Raw genomic sequence first — 14135 nt, 5'->3', positions numbered from 1 at the left:
AAGCCATTAAGGAACGACACTCCTCCAGTCCACGAGCTGAAACCTTGCCGGAGCCGCGCAGGGAGCACGCGGAGGCCGGCCCGTAACCGCCAATCTTTCTCAACGTATTATTTTGGCGGAGTGTGTCCTTATCGCGACAGTAAGAGCGACGCAACCGTCGAAAACCCGCCATCGAGCCCGATTTTGGGCTTGGCGGCCCTGATCGGGGCCGGTTATGGCGATCTCAGGACCCGATGTGACGAGGATTCAGCCCCTATGCCGAACCACAATTTCCGCCGCATCGCAGTAAGTGGCATGATATTTGCTTATATGTCAGGCGCAGCGCTGCTCAATCCTTGTCTGGCGGCGCAAACCGCCCCTTCTCCATCGGCGACAATCGCTGCAGTGCCGAGCCTAAGCTATTCGGACACCGCCGATCTCGCACTTGCAGCACAGGTTGTGGCGGGATTGGAGGTCGTCGAGGCCGAGCGGCTCAAGGGCGAACTCGCCCCCGGCCTCGCCCCGGGATTTGCCCGTTTTCTGATCAATGCGAACGTCCAGATGCTGCTCAAAGGAGCAGACGGGATGGCCGGCGCGGTCAGCTATGTCGCCGACGTTCCGCTCGATGCGAAGGGCAAGGCGCCCAAGCTGAAAAAAATGCGATTTTTGGCGATCGCGAACAGGGTTCCCAACAAGCCCCAGGTGATAGCGCTCACTTCACCTTATTCTCACCTCGTCTGGACGCAAAACAGCGAATCACGTCTCCGCGCCATCCTTGGCGAGGCGAGCAAGAACCCGCCGCCGCCGCGGATCACCGGGGTCGGCAACGCCTTTTTCGTGCCCGGGGCGATTCCCGGGGAGAGCGAAGCGCAGATATTCCTGCAGACCGCCGACAACCGGCCGATCTCCTTGTCGGTGCTGCGTCGCCCCGGCGAACGGCCGCAATGGGCGGTGGCGCTGAGCGAGATCGTCGACGATGGTGCGGTGCCGCCCACCCGCGACACGCTGCTGTGGTACCGTCTCGCCTGCTTCCTGCCACGCACCCTCCCCGAACGCAGCGCCCGCGCACTCTCGGCCGCCGATGCCGACGCCGTGCGCAAGGACTATGGCTATGTGATCGAGCAGCTCGGATCGTGCGGCCGCACGATCCCGCGACCGGCCGGCGGAGCCTGATACCGAGGAGCGAAAGTTTCGGCCGTTGATCTGACCTTCTGAGCGTTGCGTTCTGCGCATCGCCGCCGGCCGAAACCGGCACGACAGGCGGTCAGAACGAGGCCAGCTCCACACCGACCGCGGCATCGGGATACACGTCGGGCTTATGGGTCGACACCCGGAGCGCGGTCACGCCGGCGCGCGCCGCGACCAGCGTGTAGATTTCGCGCGCCAGCGTCTCCTGCAGATTGAACCGGCGTCCTTCGACGAGCCGCAGCACTTCGCTGCGCAGGAAATCATAGTCCCAGGCGGCCGCGACGACATCCTCGGCGGCGAACGAGGCCTCGTCGAGCCAGACCTCGATCGTCACGAAGATGCGCTGCGGGGTGCCGATCTCGAAATCATGAAAGCCGATATCGACCGGCAGCGCGAAGTCGCGAAGGAAAATCCGCCGCGTACGCGGGGTGAGCGATTCGGGGACGAGCCCGTCGAGTCCGGAGGGCGAAAGCGGCACCTGGCTACTCCATGAATTGCACGTCGCGCGGCAGCGACAGGAAACGCTGGCCGCCGTCGACAGTAATCGTCTGGCCGGTGATCGTCGGCGAGGCGATCAGAAATCGCAGCGCCCGGACGAGATCGGCGACGTCGACCCCGCGGCCGAGCGCGTTCATCGCATGAACCTTGGCGAAATTCTCGCGGCTCTGCGGTCCCGACACCATCGTCACCGACGGGGCGATCGCATTGACCCTGATCCCCTGCCCGGCAAACACCCGACCCATCAACTCGCCGAGGCCGGCGAACGCCATCTTCGAGACGGTGTAGGAGAAGAAATCGGGGTTGGGCTGCGACAGTTTGGCGTCGAGCAGATTGACGATCAGGCCCCCCGCCCCCGCCGGCACCGCGCGGGCGAAGGCCCGCGACAGCAGCGCCGGTCCGCGGACATTGGCCGCCATGTGCAGATCCCATTGTTCCGCGGTGAAATCGTCCTGGCTATCGTGGATGAACAGCGAGGCGCTGTTGACCAGCAGCGCCGGCGGCGGAAGCCCGGCGAGCGCATCGACCACCCTGTCGGGCCCCGCGACCGTCGCGAGATCGGCCGATACGACGCTGGCGCGCCCGACCTCGGCCGCCAGCGCCTCGGCCTCGTCGACCGATTCGCGGCAATGGATCAGAACCGACCAGCCATCTTCGGCGAGCGCCCGGACGAAGGCCGCACCGATGCGGCGCGCGCCACCGGTCACGATCGCAGTCCTGTCGGGTCCGAACTCGGGCGTCATCATGCCCAGCGATAGGGGCTGCCCGAAAATCGGGCAAGTCGATGCATGGTCACGGCGTCGGGGCCGTGGAACATAGCCGTCCACATCTTATCCACAGCTTCTCCCCATTTGATGGGGACAATCACGCTTTCGCCGACGGGCGGGCCGCCGCCGATTCGTGCCAGCGCGCGATCGACGGCCGATCGAGCGGAGTCGGCATCCGCGTCGTCACCGCGAAGTCGATCGCCACCATCGCAACGATATCAGCGAACGAAAAATGCTCGCCGGCCAGCCAGGCATTCGCCGCCAGATGGGCCTCGAGCGCATCGACGAACACCGGCCACATCCGGTTCCCGCGATCGATCAATTCGGCGATCTGCGGGGTCCCCGGAAAACCCGGCACGCCCTGATCGGCAAAGGCCGGCGAGCGATTGCGAAACGCGTAGACGATCGGGGCGTAACAATCGCTCTCGATCCGCCTTATCCAGGCCTCGACCAGCCCGATCTCGCGAGCGTCGTGGCCGAACAGCGGCGGATCGGGATGCAGCGCCTCGAAATAGCGACAGATCGCGACCGAATCGTCGATCAGCGTGCCGTCGTCGAGCAGCAGCGCCGGCAGCTGGCGGCGCGGGTTGAGATCGCAATAAGGCGGTCGGTAATGGGCGCCGCCCCGCAGATCGACGGTCTCGGTTTCGACGCTTATTCCCTTTTCGGCGAGATAGATGCGCACCCGCCGCGGACTCGGCGCCCAGGCCGCATCGAAAAGCTTCATCGCCGCTTACCCGAAATTGTCTTGGAATTCATCGATGAGACGCTAAAGGCGCGCCCCTGCGCCGTCCAGTATCGGCGCCTTCGATACCCACGCCGCTTATCCGTACCCAAGGAACACAAGCCAGAATTGATCAGCATCACGCCCCTCGCCCAGATGTCCGCCGCCGCGGTCGAATCGCTGCTCGACCAGGCCTTCGGACCCGAACGACACGGGCGAACCGCCTACCGGCTGCGCGCCGGCACCGAAGCGATCGACGATCTCAGTCTCGCGGCGGTCGAACAGGGCATGCTGGTGGGCAGCATCCAGTGCTGGCCGATCGAACTCATTCAGGCGAATGGCCGCACCACGCCGCTGATCCTGGTCGGCCCGGTGGCGGTCTCGCCCGAGCGGCAGCGCGACGGGATCGGCCGGATGCTGATGGAGGCGATGCTGGCGCGGGCCGATTCGCACCATGCCGAGACGCTCGTGCTGATCGGCGACCCCGAATATTATGAGCGCTTCTTCGGCTTCTCGGCCGATCGCACCGGCGGATGGCAGGTCCCCGGTCCGGTCGAACGGCGGCGGCTGCTCGCCCGGGTGAAAGCCGGGCCGGGGCTACCGATCGATGCCGAGATGCGTCCACGGGTCGTGCCCGCTCTTGTCGCGCATGACCAATGACGTCTAATCGCGGGCGATGCCCGAGACCAACGCCCCGCCGCCGCCCGATCTTGCCGGCCTGTCGCTGAGCGACATCGCCGCGCTGGTCGAAGCCAAGCGCCTGCCGCCGGTCGACAGCTGGAACCCCAGCCATTGCGGCGACAGCGAGATGCGAATCGCCAGCGACGGCACCTGGTTCCACCAGGGATCGCCGATCGGCCGCGCGGCGATGGTCCGGCTGTTCTCGACGATCCTGCGGCGCGAGCCCGATGGCGGCTATGTGCTGGTGACCCCGGTCGAGAAGCTCTCGATCGCGGTCGACGACGCCCCGTTCGTCGCGGTCGAGATGAAGAGCGAGGGTGAAGGCCGCGACCGGCGGATGGCGTTCCGGCTCAACACCGAGACGCTGGTCGTCGCCGATGCCGCACACCGGTTGCGGATCGAACAGCGCGACGACGGCCCCCATCCCTATCTGACGGTCCGCAACGGGCTCGACGCGCTGGTGTCGCGATCGGTCTATTACGAGCTGGTCAACCTGGCGCTCGACGAAGGCGCCGATCCCCCGGGGCTATGGAGCGCGGGCGAGTTCTTCGCGCTGGACGCCGGATGAGCGCGCTGGTCGAACGGCTGCGCGAGGCCTTCGCGCACGACGAGCCCAATATCTTCTCCGACCGCCAGGCCGACCATTTCGAGCCGCACCAGCTGATGCCCGCCGCGGTGCTGGTCGCGATCGTCGATGCCCCCGAGCCGCGGGTGCTGCTGACCGTGCGGCACGCCAATCTGCGCGCGCATGCCGGCCAGATCGCCTTTCCGGGCGGGCGGGTCGACCGCGAGGACGACGGGCCGGTGGCAGCCGCGCTGCGCGAGGCCGAGGAAGAGATCGGCCTGCCGCGCGACATACCGCTGGTGGTCGGCACGACCGCGCGCTACCGCACCGGCACCGGCTATGACATCACCCCGGTGGTGGCGGTCGTCCCCGAGGGGCTGACATTGATCCCCCAGGAGGCCGAAGTCGCCGAAATCTTCGAGCCGCCGCTCGCTCATGTCATCGATCCGCGCAACCAGGTGAAACAGAGCGTGATGTTCGAAGGCCATCATCGCGAATTTTACGAGATCGACTGGGGCGATTATCGTATCTGGGGGGTGACCGGCGGACTGATCGTCAACCTCAGCCGACGCCTGCGCGCCTTCGCATGACCAACCTGCCACCCGCATCCTGGCGCGAACAGCCGGGGCTCTGCACGCTGCTCGACGCGCTCGGCGCCGGCGACGGGACCACCCGCTTCGTCGGCGGCGCGGTCCGCGACACGCTGCTGGGCCTGGCGGTCAAGGACGTCGACTGCGCGACCCGGCTAGCGCCCGAGGAGACGATGCGACGGGTGAAGGCGGCGGGCTTCAAGGCGGTGCCGACCGGGCTCGCCCATGGCACCGTCACCGCGGTGCTGCCGTCGGGACCGATCGAGGTGACGACGCTGCGCCGCGACGTCGCCACCGACGGGCGCCATGCGACGATCGCCTTCACCGACGACTGGAAGGAGGATGCGGCGCGCCGCGACTTCACGATCAACGCGCTGTTCGCCGATCCGGCCAGCGGAGCGATCCACGATTATTTCGGCGGCACCGCCGACCTGGCCGAAGGGCTGGTCAGGTTCATCGGCGACCCGCTCCAGCGGATCGCCGAGGATCATCTGCGGATCATGCGTTTCTTCCGCTTCCATGCCCGCTTCGGCCGGGGCGCACCCGACCAGGCCGCGCTGGACGCTTGCCGCCAGCGCGCCAACGACCTGATGGCGCTGTCGCGCGAGCGGATCGCCGACGAGCTGCTCAAGCTGCTCGGCGTGGCCGATCCCGGGCCGACGGTCGCGCTGATGCGCGAAAGCGGCATCTTCACCCCGGTGATCCCCGAGATCGATGCGTGCGGCGTCGACCGGCTGGTGGCGCTGGTCGCGCATGAGGCCGCGACCGATACCGCGGCCGATCCGCTGCGGCGGCTGGGCGCACTGCTGCCCCAGGACCCCAAAGTGGCATCCGGGGTCGCCCAGCGGCTCAAACTGTCGAAGCTGGCGACGCGGCGAATCGAGCAGACGGCGACACCGAGCGATGCCCCCGGTCCGGCGATCGCCTATCGTTTCGGAGCGGATGTGGCGCGCGACCTGCTGTTGCGGCGCATGGCCCCCGCGGACGAACTCGCGCTGCTCGACGGCTGGCAGCGCCCATCACTGCCGGTCGGCGGCGGGACGCTGATCGCGCGCGGCCTGACCGCGGGGCCGGTGGTGGCGGCGACCTTGCAGGCGATCGAACGGCGCTGGATCGAAGAAGGATTTCCGCCGTCGCCGCGGCTCGACGCGATCGTCGACGAAGTGCTGGTTCAGGCCCTGCGCGCGCGCATATAGGTGAACGCCTCGTCGGCCGGCAGCGGCCTGGCGAAATAATAGCCCTGGGCGATGTCGCAGCCGAGCGCGACCAGCGTTTCGGCAAGCTCCTCGGTCTCGACCCCTTCGGCGGTGGTGGTCATGCCGAGCGCCGAAGCCAGGCTGAGCACCGCGCGGACGATCGCCACCGAATCGCGGTCCTTGAGCATCGGCGTGATGAAGCTGCGATCGATCTTGAGCACGTCGATCGGCAGCCGCTGGAGATAGGCGAGGCTCGAATAGCCGGTGCCGAAATCGTCCATCGCGATCCGGATATCGAGATCGTGGATCGCGCTGAGCACCCGGTTGATGCCTTCGGGATCGGCGACGATGCAGCTCTCGGTCAGTTCGAGGCTGAGCCGGTTGCCGGCGATGCCGCTTTCGGCCAGCGCCGCATTCACCGCCGACACGACATCGTCGCGCTGGAACTGCACCGCCGAGACGTTGACCGACATATAGACCGGCTGGGGCGATCCGGCCCGCCGGTCCCATTCGGCTAGCGTCCGGCAGGCCGCGCGCAACGCCCAGCGTCCGAGCTGGACGATCAGGCCCGATTCCTCGGCGACCGCGATGAACTCGGTGGGCGGGATCGGACCGCGTTCGGGATGATGCCAGCGCGCCAGCGCCTCGAACCCGGCAACCTTGCCGGTCTCGAGCGAGATCAGCGGCTGGAAGGCGAGGGTGAGCTGATCCTTTTCGATCGCGCGGCGCAGATCGGTCTCGAGTCGGAAACGGTCACGTGCCGCGGTGCTGTCGGCGACCTTGTAGATTTCGGCGCGGCCCGACCTTTTGGCACGCTTCATCGCGAACTGGGCGTTGCGGATGATCTCCTCGGCAAAAGCGATCCCCGACGACGCCAGCGCACAGCCGACCGCGCAATCGACCTTGATCTCGAGTTCGCCGAGCCGGACCGGGGTGGCCAGGCCGGCCTGGATGCGCCCGGCCGCGCGCAACGCATCGACATTGCCCTCACCGCCGGACAGCAGCACCCCGAATTCGTCGCCCCCGAGCCGCGCCAGCATGTCGGTCGGCGACAATGCCGAGATCAGCCGGCGGGCGACGGTGATCAGCAGTTCGTCGCCGGCGAGGCTGCCGACGCCCTCATTGACCCGGCTGAACCGGGTGAGGTCGATCAGCAGCACCGCGAAATTGCTGTCGCCCCCGTCGATCGCCGCCTCGACCCGCTCGGCAAAGGCCGTACGGTTGGGCAATCCGGTCAGGCTGTCGCGTTGCATCTCGGCACGCAGCGATCGTTCGCTCACGATCTGGGCGGTGCGATCGATCAGCGACAGGATGCAGCGCGGCCGCGGCGAGCGGCCCTGTCGCAGCCGGCACAGCCGCACCGAGAAATGGCGACCGACGATGCCGTCGCCTTCCTGCATGTCGATGATCCGGTCCTGCGCATCGGACGCGAAGAAGGATTCAATCTCCGCATTCAGCGGCAGGTCGATCCCGCTGCACAGATCGGCGCGATCCTGGACCGAGCGCGACGTCCCCCGGCGATCGGACAGTGCCAGAAAGGCGCGGTTGCGGGCGAGGATGCGGGGACCGCTCTCGATATCGGCGATCAGCGCGACCGCGACCGGCAGCGAATCGATGAACTCCTGGCGCGCGGCCAGCCGCGGCGTATCGACCAGCGCCTGCAGGCCGGCGGGAAACTGGAAATCGGGCGAATCGCCCCGTGGAATCGGGACCTCCGCTTCATCCGGCTTCTGACGTTTGACCGCGCGCATGATCATCGCAATAGCGCGCGTTCGTTAACTTACTCTTTCCATTGAAGATCGCGCCCGGGGTTCGCGCCCCTGCGCCATACGCGATCTCGAAGATGCTGACGCATCCTCGATCGATTTGCTCAAACGCCGCGCTGGCTGATACCGGATCCCGATCGGGATCCGGTATTAGAGGATGTCCTGATCAGGTTGATCAGGACATCCTCTAAATTGTCTTTGTTTTCCGCATTTTCCGAGCCGTCAGGTGATTCCACCTGACTTGAAAATGCTCTAGTTCTGGAAACGATTGTCGCGCGGGAAGCCGACCGGCGGCATCCGTCCCGCGGCACCGCGCGCCGCGCGCCACAGCGACAGATCGGACTCGGTCCGGGTCCGCCCGCTTTCGCCGCCCATCGTCCAGCTGAGCCCATCCTCGAAGCGGAAGCTGATCGCGTCCGAAAGCCCCCCATCCTTGTAGCGCTGGAGCTGGACGCCCTGCCCGCGCGCCATGCGCGGCAACTCGCTCAGCGGGAAGATCACCATCTTGCGGTTGTCGCCGATCGTCGCGACATAATCGTCCGTCCCGCCGACGAGGTGGATGACCTTGACCAGCGCCTTGTCGCGCAGGTTGACGACCTGCTTGCCCTTGCGGGTCTCGGCGACGATCTCGCCCATGTCGGCGACGAAGCCGCGGCCGTCGCTCGACGCGAGCAGCAGTTCCGCCCCCGGCCGCGCCACCACCAGCGCAGCGATCCGCGAATCGCCTTCGATATCGGCGAACAGGCGGACCGGTTCGCCGAAACCGCGACCGCCTGGCAGCTTGTCGGCGGCGAGCGTGTAGAAGCGGCCGCCGTCGGTCGCCATCAGGATGCGGTCGGTGGTCTGCGCCTTGACCGCGAAGGCCGGACCGTCGCCTTCCTTGAACTTGATCGCGGCGATCTGCGCGGCGTCGGCATGGCCCTTCATCGCCCGGATCCAGCCGCGTTGCGACAGGATGACGGTAACAGGTTCGCGCTCGATCATCGCCTCGATCGGGATCTCGCGCGCCGGCCCGGCCTCGGCCAGCGTGGTGCGGCGGGCACCGAGCGGGGTTTCGGGGCCATAGCGCGCACGCACGGCGGCAAGATCGCGCTTCATCCGGGTGCGCTGCTTCGCCGGGTTCTCGATCAGCGCCTCGAGCCCCTTGCCTTCGGCATCGAGCGAGTCGCGTTCCTTGCGAATCTCCATTTCCTCGAGCTTGCGCAGTCGCCGCAGCCGCATGTCGAGGATCGCTTCGGCCTGACGATCGGTCAGCGAGAATTCGGCGATCAGCACCGGCTTGGGCTCATCCTCGGAGCGGATGATCTCGATCACCCGGTCGAGGTTGAGATAGGTGATCAGATAGCCGTCGAGCAGTTCGATCCGGTCGGCGATCTTGGCGAGCCGATATTTCGAGCGGCGGATCAGCACCTCGAACTGGTGCTTGAGCCAGGCGGCGAGCACCTCCTTGAGGCTCATCACCCCCGGGGTCCGGGTGTCGTCGAGCACGTTGAGGTTGAGCGAGATCCGCACCTCGAGGTCGGTCAGCCGGAACAGGCTGTCCATCAGCATCGCCGGATCGACGGTGCGGCTGCGCGGCTCGAGGACGATGCGGATCGTCTCGTCGGATTCGTCGCGGACGTCGGCGAGGATCGGCAGCTTCTTGTCGTTGATCAGTTCGGCGATCGCCTCGATCAGCTTGGACTTGGGGACCTGGAACGGGATCTCGTCGATCACCGCGAACCAGGTTCCGCGTCCCTGGTCCTCGATCCGCCAGCGAGCGCGAACGCGGAAGCCGCCGCGTCCCGTCGCATAGGCTTCGGCGATCGAAGCCTTGCTGTCGACGAGAATGCCGCCCGTCGGGAAATCGGGGCCTTGCACATATTCGAGCAGCATCGCGATATCGGCATGCGGCTGATCGACCAGCAGGATCGCCGCGTCGATCAGCTCTGCGACATTGTGCGGCGGGATCGAGGTCGCCATGCCGACCGCGATCCCCGACGCCCCATTGGCAAGCAGATTGGGGAACAAGCCGGGGAAAACCTCGGGCTCTTCCTCCTCGCCATTATAGGTCGGCCGATAGTCGACGGTGCCTTCGTCGAGGCCGGCCATCAGGTCGCCGGCGGCGATCGTCAGCCGCGCCTCGGTGTAGCGCATCGCCGCGGCATTATCGCCGTCGACATTGCCGAAATTGCCCTGCCCGTCGACCAGCGGATAGCGCAGCGAGAAGGTCTGGGCGAGGCGGACCATCGCGTCATAGACCGACTGGTCGCCATGCGGATGATATTTGCCGATCACGTCGCCGACGACGCGCGCGCATTTCTTGTAGCCCGAGGCCGGATCGAGCTTGAGCAGCCGCATCGCCCAGAGCAGGCGCCGGTGGACCGGCTTAAGCCCGTCGCGAACGTCGGGCAGCGACCGCGCAGTGATCGTCGACAGGGCGTAGACGAGGTAGCGGTCGGAAAGCGCGCTGTCGAAGGGGGTGTCGCGGATGTTGTCGGGCAAGTCGGCGGTATCGGTCATGGGGATTGTCTAGCGGGTAAAGCGTGCCGGGCAAATGGCCCGTCACGCGGCCTCTTGGCAAAGCCGCCGCCCTGCACCGATAAGACGGCATCGATCGATCGAACGGGGCTTATATCATGCAGCATCGCCTTTTCGCCGCGACCGCGATTGCGGCCATCCTCCCCTTTGCCGCGGCGCACGCCGACGAGGGCATGTGGACCTTCGACGCTTTCCCGGCGGCGAAGGTCAAGGCGGCCTATGGATCGGCACCCGATCAGGCCTGGCTCGACATGGTGCGCGCCTCGGCAGTGCGGCTGACCGGCGGCTGTTCGGCCTCGGTGGTGTCGGCGCAGGGGCTGGTGCTGACCAACAATCATTGCGTGGTCGATTGCGCTCAGGCCAATTCGACCAAGGAAGCCGACCTGCTCAAGGACGGCTTCGTCGCCGCCGACAAGCCGAAGGAGCTCAAATGCCCGGGCCAGCAGGCCGAGATCGTCACACTGATCACCGACGTCACCCCCCAGGTGATGAAGGCGATCGGCAGCCTGACCGGCGACGCGCTGGCACGCGCCCGCGATGCCGAGATCGCGCGGATCGAGGGCGCGGGCTGCACCGACAAGGCGAAGCAGCGCTGCCAGGTCGTCACCCTCTATGGCGGCGGCGAATATAAGCTCTACACCTACCGCAAATATTCGGACGTGCGGCTGGCCTACGCCCCCGAGTTCCAGGCGGCGTTCTTCGGCGGCGACCCCGACAATTTCAATTTCCCGCGTTACGACAATGACGCGGCCTTCCTGCGGCTCTACGAGGACGGCAAGCCGGTCGCGACCAAGGCGCATCTGAGCTGGAATCCGCGCCCGCCCAAATCGGGCGAGGTTACCTATGTCGTCGGCAATCCGGGCAGCACCCAAAGGCTCTACACCCAGGCGCAGTTCGCCTTCCAGCGCGACGTGGCGATACCGGCGACGCTGATCTATTTGTCCGAGTTGCGCGGACGCTTGATCGCAGGCGGCCAGAGCGATGCCGAGCGGCAGCGGACCGGCGCCGACCAGCTGTTCAGCATGGAGAATGGCTTCAAGGTCTATTATGGCCAGGAGAAGGCGCTGCTCGACCCGGATTTCGCCGGCAAGCTGGCCGCGGCCGAGACCGAGTTGCGCACAAAGGTCGCCGCCGATCCCAAGCTCAAGGCCGATATCGGCGATCCGTGGGGCGAGATCGAGACCGCCAGCAAGGCGTATCGCGATTTCTACGACCGCTATGCGTGGCTCGAGCGCCGCGCCGGCGGCCCGTCCGAACTCTATCATTATGCCCGCACGATCGTCCGGGCGGCGACCGAGCGCGCCAAGCCCAATGCCGAGCGGCTGCCCGAATATACCGAATCGCGGCTGGCGCTGATCGAGAAGGAACTGACCGACGCACGGCCGATCTATCCGTGGCTCGAGCAGATGAACGTCGAACTGTGGCTGTCGAAGACCCGCGAATATCTGGGCACCGATGCGCCCGAGGTCAAAAGGCTGCTGGGCAAGGAGTCACCCGAGGCGCTGGCGAAGACGCTGATCGCCGGCACCGCTCTCGCCGATCCCACGGCGCGCAAGGCGCTGTTCGACGGCGGGCTGGCCGCGGTCGAGGCGTCGAAGGACCCGCTGATCCGCTTCGCCGCCGCCGCCGAGGCCGACGCCCGCGCGGTCAAGGACCGCTACCGCGCCGACTATGACGCACCGGTCACCGCGGCGCAGTCGCGGCTCGCCCGGGCGCGCTTCGCCGCCTATGGCAAGGACGTCTATCCCGACGCGACCTTCACGCTGAGGATCAGCTATGGCGCGGTCAAGGGCTGGACCTATCAGGGTACGACCAATCCCGAGACCACCGACTTCGCCGGCCTCTATGCGCGGGCAACCGGGGCGCCGCCGTTCGACCTGCCCGGCAAATGGGCGGCGGCCGAGGCGAAGATCGACAAGGGCCGGGTGTTCGACTTCGTCACCACCAACGACATCATCGGCGGCAATTCGGGATCGCCGGTGATCGCCGCCGACGGATCGGTGATCGGCGCGGCGTTCGACGGCAACATCCACTCGCTGGGCGGCGCCTATGGCTTCGACCCGGCGCTCAACCGCACCGTCGTTGTGTCGATGGGCGCGGTCGAGGAGGCACTGACCAAGGTCTATCCGGCGCCGGCTTTGCTCAAGGAATTGCGGGCGAAATAAGGAATCAGCAGGCGGCGCCCGGCCCGGCGCCGCCCTAAGAGCAGCAAGCCTTCAATCCGACCCACCGTGACGGAGTCGATTTTGGTCCAGCGCGAGGATGGAGAAGGGAGCAATGCGGGTCCATTGTGACCGACGACAGACGCTGCGATGGACCAAAATCGGCCCGCCCCTGCGGGGTTGCCCTGAAAAGCCCCGTGGCAGCGTCGCAGCGCTTGCACGGGGCAGACCAGCCCGCGCTGCGCGCTGCTTCTCGCCACGGACCTTCTTCAGGGCAATCACGGTGGGTCGGATTGAAGACTTGCTGCTCTAGCTTCCTCCAGGAGCCATTCGCGAAACGCCCGGATCTTCCCGACATTGTGGCGATGCTCGGGATAGACGAGGTAGAAGCCGCCCTCGCGCCCGACATGGCCGAAAGGCTGGACGAGCCGGCCGGTCGCCAGTTCGAACGGCCAGAAACCGGGGGTGAGCATCGCGATGCCGTGCCCCGCGATCGCGGTCATCCCCTCGATCGCCTGCGAGTCGACATGGAAGGTGCGCTTGTCGAGCAGATCCTCGGCGTCGATCCCCATCTGCGCGAACCAGGCGCGCCACCAGCGATCGTCCGAGTTGACGCGCAGTACGTCGAGAAGCTGCGCGGCATCGGTGAAGGGACCGAAGCGCGCGAGGAAATCAGGACTGCACACCGGCGCAAATTCGGCCGGGAACAGCTCATAGGCGCGCAGGCCGGGCCATTCGCCGAAACCGATCCGCACCCCGACGTCGATCGGATCGCGCGCGAAATCGACGAGTTCGTGCGCGGCGGTCAGGCGGATCGCGATGTCGGGGCGGGCGAGCTGGAAACGCGCGAGCCGCGGCCCCAGCCACAGCGCGGCGATGCCGGGCGCGGCGCTGATCGCGAGCACGCCGCCTTCATCCTCGCGGACCTTGGCGAAGGCGTCGTCGAGCTGGTCGAACGCCCCCGAAACCTGCGGCGCCAGCCGATGCCCGGCCGCACTCAGCGACACCCGCCGGCCGGTGCGGACGAACAGCGCCGTGCCCAGCCGCTCCTCGAGCAGCTTGATCTGATAGCTGACCGCCGCCTGGGTCATCGCCAGTTCGTCGGCAGCGCGGGTGAAGTTGAGGTGGCGCGCGGCCGCCTCGAACACCCGGACCGCGGTCAGCGGCGGCAGTTGGCGCGCCATCGCTAGATAAGTCCTCCTTATGTGCAGTGATCGACGCTCGATTGGCGTCGATCCGCCATAAATCCTAATTCCGCCTTGTCGGACGATGCAAGCCGCTTCGTCCGCGAGGAGGAGAATGATCATGGCACAGATAAAGGAAAGCCCCGGCAGCGGCCTGTCCGGCCGGCTGGCCCGCGCCCGCGTCCAGGTCGCCGAAGGCTTGCGCTGGTGGGCCGAACACCAGGCCTGGCCGGCGACCGACGAAATCCGCATCGATCATCGGCAGCGCCGCTTCTGATGCGACGACCGTCCGGAGAATAGGCCGGCATCGACCTT

13 protein-coding genes are annotated in these 14135 nt (G+C 66.8%); 7 read left to right on the top strand and 6 right to left on the bottom strand.

Translation table 11 applies throughout. The features are described 5' to 3' along the window. The first annotated feature begins 255 nt into the window (after positions 1-255). Positions 256-1152, top strand: a complete 897-nt coding sequence (locus AC1RM6_RS29090; protein ID WP_493107917.1) for a hypothetical protein — start codon at positions 256-258, stop codon at positions 1150-1152. 91 nt (positions 1153-1243) lie between these two features. Here AC1RM6_RS29090 and AC1RM6_RS29085 read toward each other — a convergent pair whose 3' ends face one another. From AC1RM6_RS29085 to AC1RM6_RS29075, 3 genes are all read right to left on the bottom strand, one after another. Continuing rightward, positions 1244-1645, bottom strand: a complete 402-nt coding sequence (locus AC1RM6_RS29085; RefSeq protein ID WP_493107914.1) for a dihydroneopterin aldolase — start codon at positions 1643-1645, stop codon at positions 1244-1246. 4 nt (positions 1646-1649) lie between these two features. Then, positions 1650-2372: an SDR family oxidoreductase gene (locus AC1RM6_RS29080; protein WP_493107912.1), complete on the bottom strand. Its 723-nt coding sequence runs from the start codon at positions 2370-2372 to the stop codon at positions 1650-1652. Positions 2373-2529: 157 nt separating this feature from the next. Then, on the bottom strand, positions 2530-3159 hold the full coding sequence (locus AC1RM6_RS29075) for a glutathione S-transferase family protein (protein WP_493107910.1): 630 nt from the start codon (positions 3157-3159) through the stop codon (positions 2530-2532). Between the two features lie 126 nt (positions 3160-3285). Here AC1RM6_RS29075 and AC1RM6_RS29070 point away from each other — a divergent pair, with 126 nt between their 5' ends. Genes AC1RM6_RS29070 through AC1RM6_RS29055 form a run of 4 tightly spaced genes read left to right on the top strand, consistent with a single transcriptional unit; the run spans position 3286 to position 6188 of the window. Continuing rightward, positions 3286-3816 carry a GNAT family N-acetyltransferase gene (locus AC1RM6_RS29070; protein ID WP_493107908.1) on the top strand — a complete coding sequence of 177 codons (531 nt, stop codon included), beginning with the start codon at positions 3286-3288 and terminating at the stop codon, positions 3814-3816. A 16-nt stretch (positions 3817-3832) separates the two neighbouring features. Then, the gene (locus AC1RM6_RS29065) at positions 3833-4405 is read left to right on the top strand and encodes a DUF1285 domain-containing protein (RefSeq protein ID WP_493107906.1); all 573 of its coding nucleotides are present in this window, start codon (positions 3833-3835) and stop codon (positions 4403-4405) included. Then, positions 4402-4992 (top strand): CoA pyrophosphatase, encoded by a 591-nt coding sequence (locus tag AC1RM6_RS29060; protein ID WP_493107904.1) that lies wholly within the window; start codon positions 4402-4404, stop codon positions 4990-4992. Before AC1RM6_RS29065 ends, AC1RM6_RS29060 begins: the two co-directional genes overlap by 4 nt. Beyond that, complete coding sequence (locus AC1RM6_RS29055; protein WP_493107902.1) at positions 4989-6188, top strand: CCA tRNA nucleotidyltransferase; 1200 nt, start codon at positions 4989-4991, stop codon at positions 6186-6188. The genes AC1RM6_RS29060 and AC1RM6_RS29055 overlap by 4 nt, the downstream gene beginning before the upstream one ends. On the opposite strand, the gene AC1RM6_RS29050 is transcribed toward AC1RM6_RS29055, so the two are convergent. Further along, complete coding sequence (locus tag AC1RM6_RS29050; protein ID WP_493107900.1) at positions 6164-7939, bottom strand: putative bifunctional diguanylate cyclase/phosphodiesterase; 1776 nt, start codon at positions 7937-7939, stop codon at positions 6164-6166. The two genes, AC1RM6_RS29055 and AC1RM6_RS29050, sit on opposite strands and share 25 nt — an antisense overlap. A gap of 267 nt (positions 7940-8206) precedes the next feature. Beyond that, a complete protein-coding gene (parC, locus tag AC1RM6_RS29045; protein WP_493107898.1) occupies positions 8207-10456 on the bottom strand; it encodes a DNA topoisomerase IV subunit A in 2250 nt (749 codons plus the stop codon). Between the two features lie 116 nt (positions 10457-10572). Here parC and AC1RM6_RS29040 point away from each other — a divergent pair, with 116 nt between their 5' ends. Next, positions 10573-12639: a S46 family peptidase gene (locus AC1RM6_RS29040; RefSeq protein ID WP_493107896.1), complete on the top strand. Its 2067-nt coding sequence runs from the start codon at positions 10573-10575 to the stop codon at positions 12637-12639. A gap of 275 nt (positions 12640-12914) precedes the next feature. Here AC1RM6_RS29040 and AC1RM6_RS29035 read toward each other — a convergent pair whose 3' ends face one another. Beyond that, the gene (locus tag AC1RM6_RS29035) at positions 12915-13820 is read right to left on the bottom strand and encodes a LysR substrate-binding domain-containing protein (RefSeq protein WP_493107894.1); all 906 of its coding nucleotides are present in this window, start codon (positions 13818-13820) and stop codon (positions 12915-12917) included. A gap of 121 nt (positions 13821-13941) precedes the next feature. On the opposite strand from AC1RM6_RS29035, the gene AC1RM6_RS29030 reads away from it, so the two are divergent. Beyond that, positions 13942-14097 (top strand): hypothetical protein, encoded by a 156-nt coding sequence (locus tag AC1RM6_RS29030; RefSeq protein WP_493107892.1) that lies wholly within the window; start codon positions 13942-13944, stop codon positions 14095-14097. Positions 14098-14135: the final 38 nt, after the last annotated feature.

Source organism: Rhizorhabdus sp. GW822-FHT03C02 (genome assembly GCF_058801765.1).
The sequence above is the reverse complement of the archived record's forward strand: the minus strand, read 5'-3'. Positions and strand labels throughout refer to the sequence as shown.